We start from the raw sequence: 19,655 nt of genomic DNA on the forward strand, positions 1-19,655 counted from the left end.
CTCAACTATTGTTTGCCGGTTTCAACGCGTCCGTCTGGTGCGGGCGTTCTCGTCCTCGGTGTCTTTCTTCTGGCGCGACATGGCCGTGACGATGTTCCCTTCAGTGAGATCCATCAGCTTGTGCATGGCCTGGCGCGCGCCGTCTGAATTGCGCGCCCAGATCTCGTCGAGCACCGCGCGGTGATAGGGCAGGCTTTTCCGCGGCGCGCCGGGATTCTTGCTCGACATATTGAATGACATCCGCAAGGCCGCGGCGACTGTCGCGCCGAAGGCGATTAGGAAATCGTTGCCGGTGGCGATCAGGATGCCGCGATGGAACTGCAGGTCGGGCTCGGCATAGGCGACGCGATCCATACCGGCCGCGTCCATGCCGCGATAGGCGCGTTCGATCCGGGCAAAATCCTCGTCGGTGCCGCGCACCGCGCAGATCGCGCAGGCCTCGGGCTCGACGATGCGGCGGACCTCCATGATCTGCTTGGCGAACTCCTGTGTCGGCAACGCCGACAGCGTCCAGTTGAGCAGCTCCTCGTCGAGCATGTTCCAGTCGAAGCGCGCCCGCACATGCGTGCCGGCTTTCTGCTTCGAGGCGATCAGCCCTTTCGCCTTGAGCAGCGACAGTGCCTCGCGGATCGAGGCGCGGCTGACATCGAAGCGCGACGCCAGCTCGATCTCGCGCGGCAGCGTCGTGCCCTCACGCCACACGCCGGTCAGGATCATCCGCGCCACCTCACGGGCGACCACGGCGCTCGATTGCGGGTTGTCCTTGCTAGGAGGTTTTACCACGTTGATCCCGGATGCGTGGAACAAAATGTCTGATTTATTGCGAGTGTCAGCGAAGGTGAGTGCAGAATTTGGCTCCCCGAGGCAAAAATAATCAAATCCGCGTCGGTTTGACAAGAATTATTATGTCAGACATATTTCCTGTAAGAACAACGCCGCGTAGGACAAATCGATCGTGACGAAGCCCCACATCATCCTGGTCATGACCGACCAGCAACGTTTCGACACGATCGCGGCGACGGGGCATCCCTACATGAAGACGCCGAACCTCGATCGGCTGGTGCGCGAGGGCGTCTATTTCGATAATTGCTTCATCAATGCGCCGAGCTGCGTGCCTTCGCGCGCGGCGCTGTTCTCCGGCCTCTATCCGCACGCCTCGGGCGTGCTAAAGAACGGGCAGCACTGGCAGAAGACGTGGGTGAGCAATCTTGGCGAGGTCGGCTATCACTGCGTCAATGTCGGCAAGATGCACACCATTCCCTATGACGCGAAGGCCGGCTTCCACGAGCGCTTCGTGGTCGAGAACAAGGACCGCTTCTTCGAGGGGCGCTGGTTCGCCGACGAGCTCGACAAGGCCTTTGCCGCGCACAAGCTGACAAAGCCGTCGCGCGCCGGCTATCGCAGCCTGCCTGACTATGGCGACCGCATGGGCGCCTTCACCTGGGAGATGCCGAAGTCGCTGCATCCGGACATCTTCGTCGCTGAGACCGCGATGTGGTGGCTGGAGACGCGGCCGAAGCCCGAGGCGCTGTTCATGCAGATCGGTCTGCCGGGGCCACATCCGCCCTATGATCCCTTGCCGGAATACCTCGAGCACTACCTCGCTCGCAACGACCTGCCGGTGCCGCAGCCGACCGATGCGGAGATCGAAGGCCTGCCGGCCTATCTGAAAGAGAAGCGCCGCCACGACACCGAGGTCGACCACGATGCGGTGTCATGGAAGCTCGCACCGACGCATGAAGAGATGCGCCGCCTGCGCGCGCATTACTATGCCAACGTCACCATGATCGACGAGCAGATCGGCCGCCTGATCGAGATGCTGGACACGAAGGGCTATCTCGACAATTGCGTCGTCATCTTCATGTCGGACCACGGCGACAATCTCGGCGAGCACGGCCTCAGCCAGAAATGGTCGATGTACGAGCCCGTCACCCGCATCCCACTGCTGTTCTGGTCGCCGAGCATATTCTCGGCGGGCCGCCGGATCCGCGAAAAATGCCAGCTGTTCGACCTTGCTCCGACCATTCTCGATCTTGCCGGCGCGCAGCATCCAAAGCCGTTCCAGGCGCGCAGCCTGCTTCCGGCGCTGAAAGGTGAGGAATGGAGCGGCCGCGATTTTGTGTTCAGCGAGCAGGCCGGCGACGTCGCCATGACCGGCGCGCGGCTGATCACCATGGTGCGCGACGACCGCTGGAAGGTCGTGTTCATTCACGGCGCCACGGACGGACAGCTATTCGACCTCGAGACCGATCCGCTCGAGCAGCGCAATCTCTGGGGCGTGCCCGAGTATGCCGGCACGATCAGCCGCCTGAAGGACGCCTTCATCGACTGGCGCCAGAACAGCCTGCTGGAGACGATGGATTTGAACGCGGCGGCGCGGTGATTCTTCACCTCGCCCCGCTTGCGGGAGAGGTCGAATTTGCGCAAGCGCAAATTCGGGTGAGGGGGAGTCTCCGCGGGGAAGGTGAGAGTAGGGCTCGTGGAGAGTCCTCATTCTCCGTCATTGCGCGCAGCGAAGCAATCCAGACTGTCAATGCGGAAAGATTCTGGATTGCTTCGCTGCGCTCGCAATGACGGTGTGGATGCATTTTGATCCCCCGCAAGCGGGGCGAGCGAGCGCACCTCCGCTGCGGATGTAGCTCCAATCACTCCACCAGATACTTCCTCACCGCCGCCTCATCCCACGAGATCCCGTTGCCGGGCTCTTCGCTCGGCAGCGCAAAGCCGTCCTTGATCGCGAGCCGCGTCGAAAGCACCGCATCGGCCCAGTCGACATATTCCAGCCAGTGCGCGGTGGGCGTCACGCAGAGCAGGTGCGCGCTGATCTCCGAGAACAGATGGGTCGACATCTCGATGCCGGCGGCATGCGCAAGCGAGGCGGCGCGGAGCCAGCCGGTGACGCCGCCGATGCGCTGGACATCAGGCATCACATAGTCGCAGGCTTCCGCCGACAGTGCAGCCTGCATCGAAAAGGCGCTGTCGAAATTCTCGCCGATCTGAACCGGCGTGCGTAGCGCGTCCGCAATGCGGGCACAGCCGGCATAGTCGTCGTGGCGGATCGGCTCCTCGATCCAGGTCAGTCCCTCGTCGTCGAGCATCTCGCCGCGGCGGATGGCTTCGGTGACCGTCAGCGCCTGATTGTAGTCGCACATCAGCGTCACCTGGTCGCCGACGGCCTTGCGTACCGCGCGCACGACCGCAAGATCCTCCCGTGCATCGGGCCGGCCGACGCGAATCTTTGCTGCCCGAAAACCCTCGGCCAGCAGCTTGTGGGCTTCCTCGACCGCCGCGCCCACGGGCATGATGCCGAGCCCCTTCGAATTGTAGGCGCGCACCGGCTTCGGCGCGCCGCCGAGCAGCCGCGCCAGCGGCATGCCCTTGCTGCGCGCCAGTGCGTCCCACGCCGCCATGTCGATGCCGGATTGCGCCAGCCGCTGCAGGCCGGCGAGGCCCAGCAGGGTGAAGCGCTGGGCCAGCTTGCGCTCGATCTCGAACGGCAGCAGCTCGTCGCCGGCGACGAGATCCGACATTTCCGTGACCATCGCCGTCAGTGGCTTCAAGGCAGACGGCGTGATCGAGAACAGATAGGCATGGCCCACCGCGCCCTGGTCGGTCTCGCAGTCGATCAGCACCAGCGGCGCCTTTGCGACCGCCCCGGTCGAGGTCTGGAGCGGCAGGTTCATCGGCACGATCACGGGCCGCGCGTGGAAGCGCTTGATGCGGATGGTCTCGGTCATGGATCTCTCCCGGCGGGGCGGATGCAGGTCGGGTGCCGATCTTAAGCATCCGTGATCAAACGAAAAGGCACCTGTTGCAAGGTGGCCCTTCCTCATCTGCGGGGCAGGACAATCGCCTCAAGAATGGTGCGGCATCCTTCGAGACGCCCGCTTTAGGCGGGCTCCTCAGGATGAGGATAGAAAGCGTGCGATCGCTTCAACGGGCATCGATGCCGATTAGCCTCATCCTGAGGAGACCGCGAAGCGATCGTCTCGAAGGGCGAGGCGCGCGCTCAGGCGCCGCCAAAGGTCAGATGCGATTGCCCTGCCCCTGCAGGGGATAAGCGCCGATCTGACGCGCCTCAGCGCGCCGCGCCTTCGGTGAACGCGGTTTCGATCACGTCGCCGAATAGCTGCCAGGACCGGCCGTCGAACTGGACGAGCCGCATCTGCTTGATCGGCAGATAGTTTGTGGGCGAGGTATTCATCCTGATGTCGGGCAGCGCAACGGAGGGGTGATACCCCTTGAGTGACGCCGCCTGACGCATGATGTTCTCGCGCGAGAAGTCGTCGCCGCATTGCTTCAGCACCTGCGTCAGCGCCTCGGCCGCGGCGTAGCCATAGACTGCTGCGCTGTTGTTGGTGCTTTCGACGTGGTGGTACTGGTCCATGAAGGCGAACCAGTCCTTCATGGCGGGATCGTCCTTCCATGCGGGATCGCTCGGATCCTTCAGGAAGGTCGCGGAGATCACGCCGGCGGAATTCTCCAGGCCCGCGGGCGCCATCGCATTGGCGATCGAGGCGGAGGCATCGTTCACGATGAAGACCGGGCGCCAGTTGAGCGAGGCCGCCAGCTTGATCACCTTGGCTGCCGTCGATGGCACGCCGAGAAAGACGAAGATGTCGGCGCCGGCGCGCTTGAGGATCGAGACGTGCCCGTCGAGATGCTGATCGGCGATGTCGAAGGCGATGTCGACGAGGACATGACGGTTGAGGTCGCCAAGTCCTTCCTGGATGCCCTTGTAGAGCATGCGGCCGAACTGGTCGTTCTGCCAGAGCACCACGATCTTCTTCTTGGGATAATAGGCCTGGATGTAGTTGGCGTAGATGCGTCCCTCCGACCGGAACGGTGGCTGCCAGCCCATGGTCCAAGGGAACGCCCTGGCCTGGCTCAGCTCCTCGTCGCCGGAGGCGACGAACAGCTGCGGGATTTTCTTCTCGTTCAGATACCAGCGCGTGGCGAGATTGCCCGGCGTGCCGAACGAGCCGAACATCAGGTGCACGTCATCGGTCTCGACCAGGTTGCGCGTCAGCTCCAGCGCGGTCGCCGGGTCGGAATTGTCGTCGCGCGTGATGAAGCGGATCTTGCGGCCGTTGATGCCGCCGCGCGCGTTGATCATGTCGAAATAGGCGGCTTCCGCCTGGCCGATGGCACCGAACTCCGAGAGCGGTCCCGAATACGGCATGACATTGCCGATGCGGATTTCCTTGTCGGTCGGGGGTTGCTCCGCGTGTTGCAGGGACATCGCCCCTAGCGATGCCAAGGCAACGATCAAAACGAACAGCAGTCTGCCGGTGACGCGCATGTCGACACCTTGACGTTGGCCCCCGACGAGGTCGGCTCGATCCGCACCGAGGCGAGTTGATCTACGTCAAGCGTTTGTCAATCCTGTGGCTTGGCGGGGCACTTCAACGTAGCGCAGGGCCGCAGCGAAATGACAGGCGTGTTGACGCGGCGCTAGTCCGCTGCTGGTCTGCTCCCTCTCCCGCTTGCGGGAGAGGGCTGGGGAGAGGGTTTCTCCTCAACGGGATAATCCCCAGGCGGAAAGAGCCCTCACCCGCGCCTTCGGCGCGACCTCTCCCGCAAGCGGGAGAGGTTGAAACCTCGGCTCCATCTGTTGCCTCGCTACCGTGCCGCCGTTACGGCAGCCCTCGCGCCTCCAGCTGATGCACCAGCAGCAGCGTCGGCTCGGCGAGGCTGTCGCCGGAGCCGTCGAGGCCGAAGGCGCTCGCGATGCCGTCACGGTTGCGCAGCAGCGCGCTGCGCGGACAGTGGCCGGCGCCGCAGAGCGTCTTCTTCAAGGTTTCGCCTTGCGCGACGACGCCGGCAGAATCGTCCGCGGCCCAGGCCAGCACGATCGGCACGTCGACATTGAGGATGCCGGGAAAGACCGAGCGCGTGTTGTACTGGCCGGCGTCGCTGCCGAGATAGGCCTTCTCGCTGTCGCTTGCGTCCTTGCCCGCACGGTAAATGCCGGACACCAGGACCACGGCGGCGACATCGGCGCGGTCGGCCTGAAGCTCGGGATGCGCCAGCAGGGTGGCGACATGGAAGGCGCCGGCGCCGTAGCCGACCGCAACGATCTCGCGCGCGTCGCCGTTGAACAGGTCGATATTGCCGTGGATCCAGGACAGCGCCGCCGCCACGTCCGTGGCCCCCATCGGCCAGGTCGCTGCGGGCGCCAGGCGATAGCTCACGCGCACGCCGATCATGTCGTTGCGCGCGGCAAAGCACATCGCCTGGTCCTGGATCTGCCGGGCCAGCTCCGGCGCCGCGTGGTCGCCGGTAAAGCTGTCGCCCGTCACGAACACCAGCACGGGCCGAGGCGTATCCGCCTTGGTTGCGCTGGTCGCGACGTCGAGCACATTGGCTTCGGTCTCGCCGTAGCGCAGGCCGCGCGAGAAGGTGACCTGCTCGCACAGCCGGGCGGTGCCGCCCGCCGTCGTGTCGGAATCGGTGAGGCCCACTTGCACGAGATCGGACGGCGAGGGGAGCCGGGCCGGCAAAGGTCCGTGCGCGGAGGCCGTGGTCACGAACAGAAGAAGGAAAAATGCCAGATAATTCTTCATGGTGGTGCCGGCCTTGCGGGACTCATATTGGCTCGCCGGTTTGGCCTGTCTTTTCAATTCGCCTCATTAGTTAGCTGGCCTTGAGGCGAATTCACGGCGCCTGCTCGGCGGCAATTCAATTGCCTGGCTGGAATGTGCGGCCCGCCCGCTGCTGTCCTTCGGCGTGACGGCGTTGGTCTCAGGCCGCTTTCTTCCGCTTGGCCGTCTTATTCACTGTCTTCCTGGTCTTCTTCGCGGTCCTCCTGGCCTTCTTCGCCGCCTTCTGGGCGGCGAGATAGGCTTCGACCTTCCTGGAGGAATGGCCGGCGGTCGCGACCACGAGCCTCAGCTTGGCCGGGGTGAGCTTGAACCGCTTCGACCAGTAGCGGACCTCGTAGGGCTCGCTCAGCGCGATCCGGCTCTTGTCGGAGGCGCGGTGCTTCTGGAGCTTGATGTACTCCTCGACCTTCCTGGCGGAGCGGCCGACCTTTTTCACGGCGTATTTCAGCTTGGCCGGGGTCACCTTGAACTTCTTCGACCAGTAGGCGACCTCGTACTTCTCGGTGAGCGCAATCAACGCGCGATCGGCTCCGCCCCGTTTTGCCTTGTTGTCGGCCATGCTTCCCTCCTGCCTGGACAGCGTGTGCCAATCTAGCACGCAACCGGATTCGGAAGGCAAGACGGCAAGCCGCGCGGCGATTGCGCGGAGCGGCGGTTTTGCACCGACCTCTCAGGCGCTTGCGGGCCCGCGACCGCGCCGCGGGCTGGAAGGGGCTTTCTACTGTGCATGGGGTTGTTTTCGCCGTTTTTTGTTCCTCGCATTTCCGTGATGGAACCTTCTGGCGCCTGATGCGACTTATCCATGACACGGGGAGTAGTAACGTGTGAGGCCGTCATGGCAGAGAAGCATGCCGCCGATCCCGCCGAGATGATGCGGGCGACCGGTCACCCTGAACTGGAATATGCCGCTGGCTGGACCATCGCCGGTCTCGTCACCATCGGCGCCATCGTAGCCGCCTGGGTATTTGCCATCTAGGCCGCTGGAAACTGGAGCTCGAAGGCCGCGCCCTCGTCGGTCGGCTTGAGCCTGATCGAGCCGCCATGGCTCGCCATCACCGCGCGTGCGATCGCCAGCCCCATCCCTGTGCCGCCCTGGTCGCGGCGGGTGGTGAAGAAGGCGTCGAAAATCCTGTCGCGGTTGGGCGCCGAGATCGGCTCGCCGTCATTGCTCACCGTCAGCAGCAAGGTCGTCCGCTCGAAGGTCGCCTCCAGCCTGATCGTCCTTGCCTTGTGCCGCATTGCGTTGTCGGCGAGATGCGACAGCACGATCAGCGCCTTCTCGCCGGACATGCCGATCGCCCGGTCGAGGCTGCCGGCGGCCGAGATCGCGCTTTCCGGAAACCGGCTCTTGAGGTCGGCGATGACGGGAGCAAGCTCGGTGCGCTCGTTCTGCGGCAGGCTTTCGGCGCGGGCGAGCTCGCGCAGCCGCTGCGCCATCGCCTCCAGGCGCTGGGTGTCGGACAGGATGTTGGTGATGAAGGTCTTCTGCTCGGCCGGCGTCAGGCTACCCGACTTGCCCTGAAGTGAATCCTGCAACAGCTCGGCGGCGCCCTTGATCGAGGTCAGCGGCGATTTCAGCTCGTGGGTGAGGTGCGCCGAGAACGTCGCGATATAGTCGGAACGGCGCGCCAGCTGCTCGGCCATGCCGAGAAAGCTGTGCGAGAGCTGGGCGAACTCGCTTGTGCCGTAATGCCGCAGCGGCCGGAACGCCTCGCGGTCGCCGCGGCCGATCCGCGCGGCGCGGTCGATCAGCTCGCGCATCGGCAGCGTGATGGTGCGCGAGAACACGAGGCCGATCGCGATCGTGCCGAAGATCACGGCGAGGCCGGCCAGCACGAACTTGCCGCGTTCCTGGTAGAGATGGTCAAAGATGTTGCTCGGCGTCCGCGTGGTGTAGATCACCCCGGCGACGCGGTTGTTGACGATAACCGGCATTGCCGAGAACACGTGCACGCCGAGGCCGCGGCTGAAGGAATAGATCGGTGGCGGCGGCTTGTCCGGCACGCGATTGCGCAAGGTGGCGCGGTATTGCCCGTGGAGGGCGTCCGCGACCTCCTCGATATGGGCGAGCGACAGCCCGACCTCCTGCCGGCCGGCGATCACCACGCCTTGCGGATCGAGGATGCGGAAGCCCGCCAGCGTCACCTTCTGGGTCTCGCGGATGATCGGCGTCAGCTTGGCGCCGATCTCGACATAGGCCTGCTCCGCCGGCCGAGCCGCGGCCTGTGCATCCGGCCGCCGCCGCAACAGGTCGTTGGCGGTGAGATCGAGCGCGGGGCGGATCGGGGTGACGGGGTCGCCGGGATCGGGCAACACCCCTGGCGGCACCTCGGCGCCGAGCGTCAGGCCGCCATCGAGCCTTGCCGTGACCTCCTGCGCATAGATCGTCGCGAGCACCCGGCTCTGCGCGATCAGCTCGGCCTGGGTCTGGCGGATCAGCTGGTTGTCATAGAGGCGGAAGAAGAACAGGCCGACCAGCGGCAGCACGCCGACGGTCGCCAGCACCGTGAAGATCACGAGGGTCAGCGACGGCCGCCATTTGTCGGGCGCCGTGCTCATGCCTCTGTCTCGCAGCGGCCGAGCTTGAAGCCGACGCCGTGGATGGTCTCGATGACGTTGTCGCAAGCCAGCGCCGCCAGCTTGGCGCGGATGTTGCGGATGTGGCTGTCGATGGTGCGGTCGGAGACCTGGATGTTGAGCTGATAGGCCGCCCGCATCAGCTGCTCGCGGTTGAACACCGATGTGGGCCGGGTCAGGAACGCGCGCAAGATGCCGAACTCGATCGCCGTCAGTTTCAGCGGCGTGCCGGCGAAGGACGCCAGGTGCTGTTCGGGATCGATCAGGAGACTGCCTTGGGTTAGCGTCGCCGGGCCGGCCTTGATCTCGCCGTTGCGTGGACCGAGCCTGCGCAGGATGACGTTGACCCGCGCGACCAGCTCGCGCGGACTGAACGGCTTCGTCACGTAGTCATCGCCGCCGATCTCGAGGCCAAGGATGCGGTCGATCTCCTCGTCGCGCGCCGACAGGAACAGGATCGGCACGTCCGAGCTCTTGCGTATCTCGCGACAGACGTCGAGCCCGTCGAACTCGGGCATGCCAATGTCGAGCACGATCAAATCGGGCTTGTCGGCGGCAAAGCGGGCGAGCGCCTCCTTGCCGTCGCGCGCTTCGATCACGTCCATGCCGGCCTTCTTGAGGGCGACACGGATGACCTCGCGGATGTGGCCCTCGTCGTCGACAATGAGAATGCGATGCGCCAAGAAACTCTCCGTGACCTGGTCAGCCCGCCGGCTGGCTGCCGGACCGGGCCTTCGCCTGGGCTTCCAGCCTGCGCTGGAGTCGCCAGTTGCGAAAGCCCCAGCTTCGCCAGGCCAGGTCCTGACGCTGCTGTTCTACAAGGCGGTCTCGGCGTGACACAAGGCAGCCCTCGCTGACGCCGGGCCGCAGCGCGATCGCCCTGTCGATGGCGGGCAGCGCCTGCGGCCCGAGCGTCAGGAGATAGTCGATGTCGATTTGCACGCCTCGACCCGACGCTTCCCGGCTGTGGGCGACATTGTAGTCGGCGATGAGGGCGTCGAAGTTCACGAGCGAACAGCCATAGAGCACGATCGTCAGCGCGATCAGGTTGGCCCCGATCAGCCATTGGTTGGACCTGTCGAGCACGATGCGCGCGACGATCAGGATCAGGCCAAGCGCCACCAACCCCATCCAGATGAAGGCCGCGATGCGCCAGTAGGTCAGCATGTAGATGTCGACGTAGAGATCGAGCCGGAGGATGGACGAGGCGACCAGAAGCACGTTCTGCCCCACCCAGAGATAGACCAGCGGCCGGATCACCGGCGATTTCTCGGCCGGTCCGCCCGGGCGCATCGCCACCAGCACGAAAGCGGCGGCGAGCAGCGCGGTCGCGATCAGCGGATAGGCGCCGCGATGGGCATAGGCGGCGTAGGTCAAATTGTCGGGCAGTGCCACATGGCCCCAGAGATAGATGCCGTCGAGGACGGATTGCGCCGCGAACAGCAGATTGAACAGGATCAGCGACCGCAGAATGGTGGAGGGGCCCAGAAACTCTGCCGAGACAAAGGGCGCCAGAGGCTCTGGTTCTGCGACCTCGGTTGCGGCGGCAACAGCCATTTTCTGGCGCCGCCACCGCACATGGATGAAAGGCCAGACCAGCGCCAGCATCAAAGTCCAGAACAGCACGCGCCACACACTGACATATTCGAAGATGACCTTCGGATTGAGCAGGGACACCCATTGCTCGATCACCGGATTGGCCGCCGCGAACAGCGCGACGAACACCGTGCTCAGCGTCGCCGGCAGCAGCCAGAGCGCGACGCCGCGGGTGAACGCCGACAAGTTGAAGGCCTGGAGTGCATCGGGGAAGAACCGCAAGAAGCCGAACAGAACGAAGTTTCGGAGCGCGTGGGCGCGGTCCGCGAGCCCGGTCGTCTCCGGATTGGTCGTGAGCAGCAGGGCGATGAGCAGCGCCGCGATGAGGATCAGGAACGAGAGCGTGTTAAGCTGTTCCACGGCAGGCGCCAGGCCGAGCGCGACGATATTGCCGCCGATCGCCGCGCGCCGAAGATCCAGCGTCGTGTGATTGGCGAGCACCGAGGCGCAGGTGATTGCGGTCGCAAAGATCGCCAGCGACAGTCCGATCCGCTGGCCGTAGAAGAGCCAGTCGGCGAGCGCGGCGAGCAGCAGCGCCATTGCGAGCTTGGCCGACAGCGCGGAAGGCCTGATCGGTTGGATGTCCGTCGTCGACGTCGAAGCCAGGCTCGTCATGTCCAGAAGATCCTCCGTGAATGGTGGCATCACGAAGTCTGAACGTCGCTTGTGCAGAAGCCGGGGCCATCGTCTGCATGGTTTCAGGAGTCTTTTGCAGTTTTCGTGCAGGCGCGCTTTTGCCTCTCGCGTGGTGCAAATCGCTTTGATAGGTGCGAAGCATCCACCCCAATCGCGTGTGATGCATCATGCAATTCCTCAAGCGCATCGGCCTCATCCTGCTCTGGCTTTCCGCGCCGCTCGTGGCATTCGCGGCCGTGAACAAGAATGATCCCTATCTGCTCGCGCTACGTGGCGCCGGAAACATCGCGCTTGTCGTCACAAGCATCGTGATCGTCATCATTCTGCTTCGCAGCGGGCACTGGCGCAGCATGGCGGGCAAGCTGCTCGTCATGCTCTGGTGTCTGCCGCCGATCCTAATGTCTGCAGCGCATCTGAAGTTCGAGCTGCGCAAGCACGATGTCCTCGCCGCGAGCGCCGCCGAGGCACGACAGCTCGGACCTCACGTCATGGTCGGCTATTCGTCGTTTCCGGAAGTTGCGCGCCTTGCCGAATTGGGATTGATCGGTGGCGTCTATGTCACCCGGCACAACATCCGGGGGCGGACGGTCGAGGCGCTGCGTGCCGAGATCGCAGCGCTACAGGATATCAGGCGCGCAGCGGGCCTACCGCCGCTGGCCGTCGCTGCCGATCAGGAGGGCGGGATTGTCGGGCATCTCGCGCCGCCGCTGACGAGGGTGCCGGCGCTGGCGACGCTCGCCGGGCTCGCCCCCGACGACCAGCAGGCCAAAGCCGAAGAGTTCGGCCGCATCCACGGGCGTGAACTCGCGGGGCTCGGCGTCAACCTCAATCTCGCGCCGGTGCTTGACCTCAAGCCGCCGGCGAGACGCAATCGCCTCGACTTCCACACGTTGATCGGGCAGCGCGCGATCGCGACCGATCCCGCTGTCGTCAGCACGATCGCGAGTGCCTACGTACGGGGGCTGGAAGAGTCAGGCGTCGGGGCCACGCTGAAGCATTTTCCCGGCATCGGCCGCGTGCGCAACGATACGCATCATTTCAGCGCCAATCTCGATACGCCGGTGAAGGAATTGGAGGTAACCGACTGGCTCCCGTTCCGCGAGGTGCTGTCGCATTCGCGCAGCGCGCTCATGGTCGGTCATGTCACGCTCACGGCCGTCGACCCCGATCGCGCCGCCTCGCATTCGAAGCGCGTCGTCGATGGAATTATCCGCGACCGGTGGAACTACCAGGGCGTGGTGATGACGGACGATCTCGTCATGGGCGCGATCTACCAGCATGACATCTGCAAGGCCGTGGTCGAGGCGATCAATGCCGGCGTCGATTTGCTGCTGGTCGCCTATGACGGCGCGCAGTTCTACCGCGTTTTCGCCTGCGCTCTCGACGGATCGCGGCAGGGCAAGCTCGACGCGGCGATGCTGCGCGCGAGCGAGACGCGGCTGGAAAGAGGCTTCCCAACAGAGCAGGTGCGAGCGGCGTCACGCCCGTCCACGCCGCCGACGACGGTCAGCTTGTCGCAAGCCGCGGGTAGTCCGGCTCGTGGTGAGATCGGAATTCGCAATCCGTGACGATTCGTATCCAGGCGACGCACGGTATGGTCGCCGTCATACGACATCGACCGTGCCGGGCAAGTCGCTACGGTGTCACCGCTCCGCGTGCGACCGCGCGTGGAGCGGTCAACTCCTTCCACGTCGAATTGGCCAGATGCACCGGCGAGAACGCGGGACGTTCGACGTAGCGGCCGTCGCCGGCCTCGGCGCGCAGATCGCCATCCTTCCAGACGATGCGGCCACGGGACAGCGTCGCGGCTGGCCCGCCCGTGCAGGAAAAGCCCTCGAACACGTTGTAGTCGATCCGGCTCAGCTGCCGCTTGGCGCTGATGGTCCTGGCCGACTTGGGATCCCAAACCACGATATCGGCATCCGAGCCGACGGCGATGGCGCCCTTGCGGGGATAGATGTTGAGGATGCGGGCGATGTTCGCCGAGGTCACCGCGACGAATTCTTCCTTGGTGAGCCGCCCACTGACGACGCCCGCGGTCCAGAGCAGCGCGAGGCGGTCCTCGAGGCCGCCGGTGCCGTTCGGGATCTTCCTGAAGTCGCCGAGGCCAAACCGCTTCTGTGCGGTGGTGAACGCGCAATGGTCGGTTGCGACCACCTGGAGCGAACCGGCTTGCAGGCCGGCCCACAGGCTGTCCTGATGCGACTTGTCGCGGAACGGCGGCGACATCACGCGCTGGGCGGAATGATCCCAGTCCTTGTGCTGGTACTCGCCGGCATCGAGCAGCAGATGCTGGATCAGCGGCTCGCCATAGACGCGCTTGCCGGCAGCGCGCGCGCGGGCGATCGCCTCATGCGCCTCGCGGCAGCTGGTGTGCACGATGTAGACCGGGGTGCCGGTCATGTCCGCGATCATGATGGCGCGGTTGGTGGCTTCGCCCTCGACCTCCGGCGGTCGTGAGTAAGCGTGGCCTTCCGGGCCGGTGACGCCGCGTGCGATCAGCGCCTCCTGCATCAGGGCGACGACGTCGCCGTTCTCGGCATGGACCACCGGCATGGCGCCGAGATGGGCGCAGCGCGCGAACGAGTTGTAGAGCTCGTCGTCGTTCACCATCAGCGCGCCCTTGTAGGCCATGAAATGCTTGAAGGTGTTGATGCCGTAGGTCTTGACCACGGTCTCCATCTCGTCATGGATTTGCTTCGACCATGACGTCACCGCCATGTGGAAGCCGTAGTCGGCGGCCGCCTTCTCGGATTTGTGGCGCCAATCCTGATAGGCCGCGAGCATCGACTGGCCGGGATCCGGCAGGCAGAAATCCACCACCATGGTGGTGCCGCCGGCGAGTGCCGCCTTGGTTCCGGATTCGAAATCGTCTGCGGTGACGGTACCCATGAACGGCATTTCGAGATGGGTATGCGGATCGATGCCGCCGGGGATGATGTAGGCGCCGCCGGCGTCGATCACCTCAGTGCCCGCGGGCGCATCGAGCGAGGCCCCGACCGCGACGATGGTCTCGCCGTCGATCAGCACGTCCGCGCGGCGCGAGTGATCGTGATTGACGACGGTGCCGCCGCGAACGAGGAGGGACATGAAGGACTCCGGGGAGAGGCGAGGGACGCTTTGACGCGAAGGCTAAGCGCGGCGATCGCGATGCGACAGGCGAAATTTTAGTCAGCCCCCGCCAAAGGATTCGCCGCGCTGGCCTCTACGTCGCGCGGGCGGCCAGCCCATCCAGCATAGCGCGCACGAGGCCCGCGATTTCCTTCCGCAGCGCTGGCAATGGCACGGCGACCAGCCTCTGCTCCAGCCCCAGCGCTACCATGCCGTGCACGGCAGAGAACAGGCTGCGTGCGGTGATGCCGAGCTCGTCCGCACCTCGCTTTGGGAGCAGCGTGGCCAGCGGTTGGTAGATGTGGCGGAACAACTGCAACTGGTCGTCGATCGACCACTCGGGGAGGGCCTTGTCAGCCGCCATGCGGTGCTCGAACATCGCGCGCCAAAGTTCGAGATTCTCCGCGGCGAAATCGCAATAGGCGATCGCGATGCGGACCAGCGTCTCCTGCGGCGACGGATCGCCCGCGCCTTCAGCCGCGCTGAGCGCCTCGTCGAGCCGGAGCAGCGTGCGTGAGCCGACGTGCAGGACCAGCTCGTCCACGTCGGCGACGAGATTGTAGACCGCGCCATTGGCGCAGCCGATCTCGCGGGCCAAATCGCGAGTTTTTAGACCCGCCAACCCTCGCTCAGCGATCGTCCGCTCGGCCGCCTGGATCAGGTCGGCCCGCAATTTCTCTCGACGTTCCAAGGCCTTAGTCATTTGTTAACCAAATTCATGAGCATCGCTCAAATATTTATTGAACGATGTTCAAGATTGCTGCTACAAAGGATCTGTGAGCAACGCTCATAACAGGGAGCTGCAGATGTTCAAGACCGTAGTGACACTTTTCCGCGGGAGCGTGGCCGCCGCGGGCGAGGAGCTGGAAGACCGGACGGCCCTTCTGATCCTCGACCAGCAGATGCGCGATGCGGCCGCGGCCGTCGAGCGCAGCAAGCGGACGCTGGCGCTGGCGATCGCGCAGGACCAGCAGGAAGGCCGCAAGTTAGAAGCGACCATCGCCCGCATCGCCGATCTCGAGACCCGCACGGTTGCGGCGCTCGACGGCGGCCGCGAGGATCTCGCCAGAGACGCCGCCGAAGCCATCGCAGGCTTGGAGGCTGATCGCGATGCGGCGATGACGGCCCGCGCACTGTTCGCGACCGAGATCGCCCGGCTGAAGCGGCATGTCGCGAATGCGCAGGCCCGCATCACCGAGCTCGACCGCGGCCGCCGCGTCGCCCGAGCCTCGGAAGCGGTGCGCTCGCTCCGCCGCAGCGGCATCGAGGCGGCGCGTCCTTACGAATCCACGCTGCCGGAGGCGGAGAGCACGTTGAGGCGTCTGCGCGACCGGCAGATGGAAGCCCAGGCAGCCGATGATGCGCTGGTCGAACTCGATGCGGCCACCGGTCCGCTCGCCACCGCCGAAAAACTCGCCGAACAGGGCTTTGGCCCCCGGCTCAAGACGACCGCAGACGATGTGCTGGCGCGGTTGAAGTCCAAGCGCATGCCGACTGCCTGATCTCAATCCCGATCTCGAACCCAATCATCATTCGAAACACAGGAGACCATCATGAACCAGAACGGCCAACCCCACAGCAGCGCTTGGGTGACCTTCACTTACGCGTCTTTCGCAGCCTCCGCCTTCCTCGTCGCCATCGGCGTCTTCTTCCTGCCGATCGATCTCTGGATGAAGGGCTATCTCACGATGGGCATCGTGATGCTGATCCAGACCTGCATCACCCTGACCAAGACCGTGCGCGACAATCATGAGAGTGGCCGGCTGGTGAACCGCATCGAGGATGCCAAGGCAGAGCGTCTGCTGATGGAGGTCTCCAAGGCAGCTTGATAAGGCGGCCTGAGACGGCCGAAACCATACGCAAGGAGGCGGCGGAGCAATTGGCTCCGCCGCTTCCGCGTCGAAGGCACCGCGGCGCGTTCCATCAAGCCTCATATCGCGACTGCGAAATGCAATAGAGCCATGACGGATCGCGCGGGTGCGCTCCCTTGCGCCGCGGCGGCGGCCAGCGCACTCTACGCAGGCGGCTCGCAAAGAACGCCGCCAATAAGATGTGCCTACAAGATCTCGGCGAGGAAGCTCCATGGCGGCGACGCGGATCGACTGCGACATCCATCCGGCGGTTGGCGGTACCCGCACGACGCTGCTTCCCTATCTCAGCGACCATTGGAAAGAGCAGGTGGTGAGCCGCGCCATCGACGGGCTCGATCTCACCTCTTATCCGCCGACCATGCCCCTTTCAGGTCGGGCCGACTGGCGACCGGCGAATGGTGCCAAACCCGGCTCCGATCTCGCCATGGTGCAGAAGGGCGCGTTCGACCAGCTGGGTGCGAGCCACGCCATCCTCAACGTGCTCTACGGCGCGCAAGCTGTGTTCGACGCCTACATGGCGGCCGACTTCTGCAAGGCCATCAACGACTGGATCGCCGCCGAATGGCTGTCGCGCGATCCCCGCCTGCGCGCGTCCATCGTGGTGCCGATGCAGGCGCCGGATCTCGCGATCGAGGAGATAGAGCGCCGCGCCGGCGATCACCGCTTCGTATCCATCCTGGTGTTGGCGCAGGGCGAGACGCTGCTGGGGCGGCGCCATTTCTGGCCGGTCTACCAGCTCGCCGAGAAGTACAAGCTGCCGCTCGCGATCCACGCCGGCACGCAATACCGGCAGGCGCCGAGCTCGGCCGGCTGGCCATCGCACCGCTACGAATATTATTTCGTCGAGGCGCAGGCGTTTCAGGCGCAGATCCTCAGCCTGATCTACGAGGGCGTGTTCGGCAAGTTTCCGAGCTTGAAGGTCGTGCTGATGGAATCGGGTGTCAGCTGGCTGCCGGCCTTCATGTGGCGCGCCAACAAGACCTGGCGCGGCGTGCGCGTCGAGGTCCCCTGGGTGGAGCGCGAGCCGGCCGCGATCATCCGCGAGAATTTCCGCGTCACCATGCAGCCGTTCGACGCGCCGGCAAACGCGAAAGGCGTCGAGGAGATCATCGACCAGATCGGCTCGGAAAAGATGTTCCTGTTCGCGTCCGACTATCCGCACTGGCAGTTCGACGGCGACGATCCGATCCCGCCGAACCTGCCGAGGAGCATCATCGAGAAGATGTGTGTCGACAATCCGCTGGAGACGTTTCCGCGGCTGTCGATCAACTAATTCCGGAGGTTTCGCATGAGCGACGTCATCGACCGCCCGCTACGCGAAGACGAAAAGCCCGCCGCATCAAGGCTGCGCATCGTCGATTGCGACGTGCATCCGAGCCTGAGATCGACGGACGACCTCAACGAGTTCCTGCCAAAGCGCTGGCAGCAGCACCTGAAGGAATATGGCAGCCATCTGCGCACACCGTACCTCTTCACGACGCCCTATCCGCGCTCCTCGCCGCTGATCGCGCGGCGTGACGCATGGCCGCCGACCGGCGGGGTGCCGGGCTCCGATCTCGCCTTCATGCAGAAGCAGCATCTCGATCCGCTCGACGTCGAGTTCGGCATTTTGCAGGTGCTCGATCTCTTCATCTTCTCGCAGCAGAACCTGGAATTCGGTGCCGCGATCCAGCGCGCCATCAACGACTGGCAGCTGGCGTTCTGGTCGCATCGCGATCCGCGCCTGAAGGCCTCGATCCTGGTCGGGCAGGACGGGTTCGACCTCGCCATCGCCGAGATCGAGCGCTGCGCAAAAACCGGCGAATACATCCAGATCAACGTCTCGCCGCGCGCCAACGAGCCGCTCGGCCGGCGCCGCTATTGGCCGATCTACGAGCGCGCCGAGGCGCTGGACCTGCCGCTCGGCATCCATGTCGGCGGCTATGGCGGCCACGCGCCGACCGGTGGCGGCTGGCCGTCCTATTATGTCGAGGAGCATCAGTCCAATGCGCACACCATCGCGGCGCAGCTTGCCAGCCTCGTGATCGAGGGCGTGCTGGAGCGCTTCCCGAAGTTGAAGATCGTCTTCATCGAAGGCGGGTTCGGCTGGATTCCTTCGGCGGTGTGGCGCATGGATCAGCATTTCGAGCGCTTCCGCAGCGAGGTTCCGCATCTCCGGCGCAAGCCGTCGGAATATGTCCGCGAGCATTTCTGGTTCACGACGCAGCCGATCGACGAGCCGGACGAGGCGCGGCATCTGCGCGCCCTGATCGAATGGGTCGGCATCGACCGTCTGTTGTTCTCGTCGGATTATCCACACTGGGATTTCGACGATCCGCGCTTCGCCTTCAAGACGCCGCTGACCGAGGCCGAGCGAAAGAAGATCTTCAGCACCAATGCCCGCGCGGTCTACAAGTTCTGAGACAGGCATGGCTCGTCACATCATCGCCACCACCTCGGAGATTCCGCCCGGCGGCAACAAGGTCGTCGATATCGCCGGCCGCGACATCGTCGTGTTCCACGTCAATGGCGAGTTCTTCGCGCTGTTGAACCGCTGTCCCCACGAGGGTGCGCCGCTGGAGAAAGCCGCCTGCGTGGCGCGGCTGACCTCGCCCGAGCCCGGCGTCTACGAGCGCTCGCGCGTCGGCGAGATGCTGCGTTGTCCCTGGCACGGCTGGGAGTTCGACATGCGCAACGGCCAGTCCTGGTTCGATCCGAAGCGCATCAGGATCCGGTCATATCCGGTCGCGGTGGAGCGCGGGGAGGAATTGCAGAAGGGGCCGTATGTTGCCGAGACATTTCCCGTGCATGTCGAGGACAGCTACGTGATTGTCGAGGTCTAGATTGCGCATCGTCATTCCGGGGCATTCGCGCAGCGAATCAGGCCGAAATCTGGAGATTCCCCGGTGCGCCTGTGGTCTGGTCCTTCGGACCATCCCGGAATGACTGATCACACATTGAGATTCGAACGCAGGTGCGATATGGCTCTCGCGCTTTCCAGAGGCGGAGATGAGCTTTGTCCAAACAATCCCTGCGTGAGGAGGCCGAGCGCCTGATCCGCGAATCGATGGAAAAGAAGACCATCGTCGTCAAGCAGGGCGCCACCCGCATCGAGGCCGTCTGCGGCAAGTGCGGCGCGCCGAACCGGGTGCAAGCGGAGAAGGGCCAAACCCGCGTCAAATTCGCCTGCAAGAATTGCGGGCACAAGCAAGAGACGCTGTAGGGTTCTAACCCTCTCCCCTTGTGGAGAGGGTGGCTTCGCGCAGCGAAGCCGGGTGAG

At 64.6% G+C, this 19,655-nt stretch carries 19 protein-coding genes; 9 read left to right on the top strand and 10 right to left on the bottom strand.

All coding sequences use genetic code 11. The annotated features are described in order from the left end of the window. Positions 1–21: 21 nt before the first annotated feature. Positions 22–783, bottom strand: coding sequence for a FadR/GntR family transcriptional regulator (locus NLM27_RS37680; RefSeq protein ID WP_254148072.1), 762 nt, complete (start codon positions 781–783; stop codon positions 22–24). A gap of 172 nt (positions 784–955) precedes the next feature. Here NLM27_RS37680 and NLM27_RS37685 point away from each other — a divergent pair, with 172 nt between their 5' ends. Beyond that, positions 956–2,383, top strand: coding sequence for a sulfatase-like hydrolase/transferase (locus tag NLM27_RS37685; protein ID WP_254148073.1), 1,428 nt, complete (start codon positions 956–958; stop codon positions 2,381–2,383). A 262-nt stretch (positions 2,384–2,645) separates the two neighbouring features. On the opposite strand, the gene NLM27_RS37690 is transcribed toward NLM27_RS37685, so the two are convergent. From NLM27_RS37690 to NLM27_RS37705, 4 genes are all read right to left on the bottom strand, one after another. Next, the gene (locus tag NLM27_RS37690) at positions 2,646–3,737 is read right to left on the bottom strand and encodes an enolase C-terminal domain-like protein (protein ID WP_254148074.1); all 1,092 of its coding nucleotides are present in this window, start codon (positions 3,735–3,737) and stop codon (positions 2,646–2,648) included. 341 nt (positions 3,738–4,078) lie between these two features. Beyond that, entirely contained in the window at positions 4,079–5,242 is a 1,164-nt protein-coding gene (locus NLM27_RS37695; RefSeq protein ID WP_254148075.1) for an ABC transporter substrate-binding protein, read from the bottom strand. A gap of 394 nt (positions 5,243–5,636) precedes the next feature. After that, positions 5,637–6,566 carry a carboxylesterase family protein gene (locus NLM27_RS37700; protein ID WP_309144809.1) on the bottom strand — a complete coding sequence of 310 codons (930 nt, stop codon included), beginning with the start codon at positions 6,564–6,566 and terminating at the stop codon, positions 5,637–5,639. Between the two features lie 178 nt (positions 6,567–6,744). Then, positions 6,745–7,164 (bottom strand): DUF3606 domain-containing protein, encoded by a 420-nt coding sequence (locus NLM27_RS37705; protein WP_254148077.1) that lies wholly within the window; start codon positions 7,162–7,164, stop codon positions 6,745–6,747. Positions 7,165–7,440: 276 nt separating this feature from the next. On the opposite strand from NLM27_RS37705, the gene NLM27_RS37710 reads away from it, so the two are divergent. Further along, positions 7,441–7,581, top strand: coding sequence for a hypothetical protein (locus tag NLM27_RS37710; RefSeq protein WP_254148078.1), 141 nt, complete (start codon positions 7,441–7,443; stop codon positions 7,579–7,581). Here NLM27_RS37710 and NLM27_RS37715 read toward each other — a convergent pair. Genes NLM27_RS37715 through NLM27_RS37725 form a run of 3 tightly spaced genes read right to left on the bottom strand, consistent with a single transcriptional unit; the run spans position 7,578 to position 11,393 of the window. Further along, positions 7,578–9,164 carry an ATP-binding protein gene (locus tag NLM27_RS37715; RefSeq protein WP_254148079.1) on the bottom strand — a complete coding sequence of 529 codons (1,587 nt, stop codon included), beginning with the start codon at positions 9,162–9,164 and terminating at the stop codon, positions 7,578–7,580. The two genes, NLM27_RS37710 and NLM27_RS37715, sit on opposite strands and share 4 nt — an antisense overlap. Beyond that, positions 9,161–9,865 (bottom strand): response regulator, encoded by a 705-nt coding sequence (locus NLM27_RS37720; RefSeq protein WP_254148080.1) that lies wholly within the window; start codon positions 9,863–9,865, stop codon positions 9,161–9,163. Before NLM27_RS37720 ends, NLM27_RS37715 begins: the two co-directional genes overlap by 4 nt. 19 nt (positions 9,866–9,884) lie before the next feature. Continuing rightward, positions 9,885–11,393 (bottom strand): DUF4173 domain-containing protein, encoded by a 1,509-nt coding sequence (locus NLM27_RS37725; RefSeq protein ID WP_254148081.1) that lies wholly within the window; start codon positions 11,391–11,393, stop codon positions 9,885–9,887. 188 nt (positions 11,394–11,581) lie between these two features. On the opposite strand from NLM27_RS37725, the gene NLM27_RS37730 reads away from it, so the two are divergent. Beyond that, the gene (locus NLM27_RS37730) at positions 11,582–12,982 is read left to right on the top strand and encodes a glycoside hydrolase family 3 N-terminal domain-containing protein (RefSeq protein ID WP_254148082.1); all 1,401 of its coding nucleotides are present in this window, start codon (positions 11,582–11,584) and stop codon (positions 12,980–12,982) included. A gap of 67 nt (positions 12,983–13,049) precedes the next feature. Here NLM27_RS37730 and hydA read toward each other — a convergent pair whose 3' ends face one another. Continuing rightward, positions 13,050–14,504, bottom strand: coding sequence for a dihydropyrimidinase (gene hydA, locus NLM27_RS37735; protein WP_254148083.1), 1,455 nt, complete (start codon positions 14,502–14,504; stop codon positions 13,050–13,052). Between the two features lie 115 nt (positions 14,505–14,619). Beyond that, the gene (locus NLM27_RS37740; RefSeq protein WP_254148084.1) at positions 14,620–15,228 is read right to left on the bottom strand and encodes a TetR/AcrR family transcriptional regulator; all 609 of its coding nucleotides are present in this window, start codon (positions 15,226–15,228) and stop codon (positions 14,620–14,622) included. Between the two features lie 103 nt (positions 15,229–15,331). Between NLM27_RS37740 and NLM27_RS37745 the strand changes: the two genes are divergently transcribed. The 6 genes from NLM27_RS37745 to NLM27_RS37770 all read left to right on the top strand — a co-directional run bounded on the left by NLM27_RS37745 (position 15,332) and on the right by NLM27_RS37770 (position 19,598). Then, positions 15,332–16,027, top strand: coding sequence for a PspA/IM30 family protein (locus NLM27_RS37745; RefSeq protein WP_254148085.1), 696 nt, complete (start codon positions 15,332–15,334; stop codon positions 16,025–16,027). Positions 16,028–16,078: 51 nt separating this feature from the next. After that, positions 16,079–16,354 carry a YiaA/YiaB family inner membrane protein gene (locus NLM27_RS37750; RefSeq protein ID WP_254148086.1) on the top strand — a complete coding sequence of 92 codons (276 nt, stop codon included), beginning with the start codon at positions 16,079–16,081 and terminating at the stop codon, positions 16,352–16,354. A 253-nt stretch (positions 16,355–16,607) separates the two neighbouring features. Beyond that, positions 16,608–17,669, top strand: coding sequence for an amidohydrolase family protein (locus tag NLM27_RS37755; protein WP_254148087.1), 1,062 nt, complete (start codon positions 16,608–16,610; stop codon positions 17,667–17,669). 15 nt (positions 17,670–17,684) lie between these two features. Beyond that, positions 17,685–18,797 (top strand): amidohydrolase family protein, encoded by a 1,113-nt coding sequence (locus NLM27_RS37760; protein ID WP_254148088.1) that lies wholly within the window; start codon positions 17,685–17,687, stop codon positions 18,795–18,797. Positions 18,798–18,804: 7 nt separating this feature from the next. Beyond that, on the top strand, positions 18,805–19,218 hold the full coding sequence (locus NLM27_RS37765; RefSeq protein ID WP_254148089.1) for a Rieske (2Fe-2S) protein: 414 nt from the start codon (positions 18,805–18,807) through the stop codon (positions 19,216–19,218). 173 nt (positions 19,219–19,391) lie between these two features. Beyond that, a complete protein-coding gene (locus tag NLM27_RS37770; RefSeq protein ID WP_008543990.1) occupies positions 19,392–19,598 on the top strand; it encodes a hypothetical protein in 207 nt (68 codons plus the stop codon). Positions 19,599–19,655 lie beyond the last annotated feature (57 nt).

It is taken from the genome of Bradyrhizobium sp. CCGB12, assembly GCF_024199845.1.
Lineage (GTDB): Bacteria > Pseudomonadota > Alphaproteobacteria > Rhizobiales > Xanthobacteraceae > Bradyrhizobium.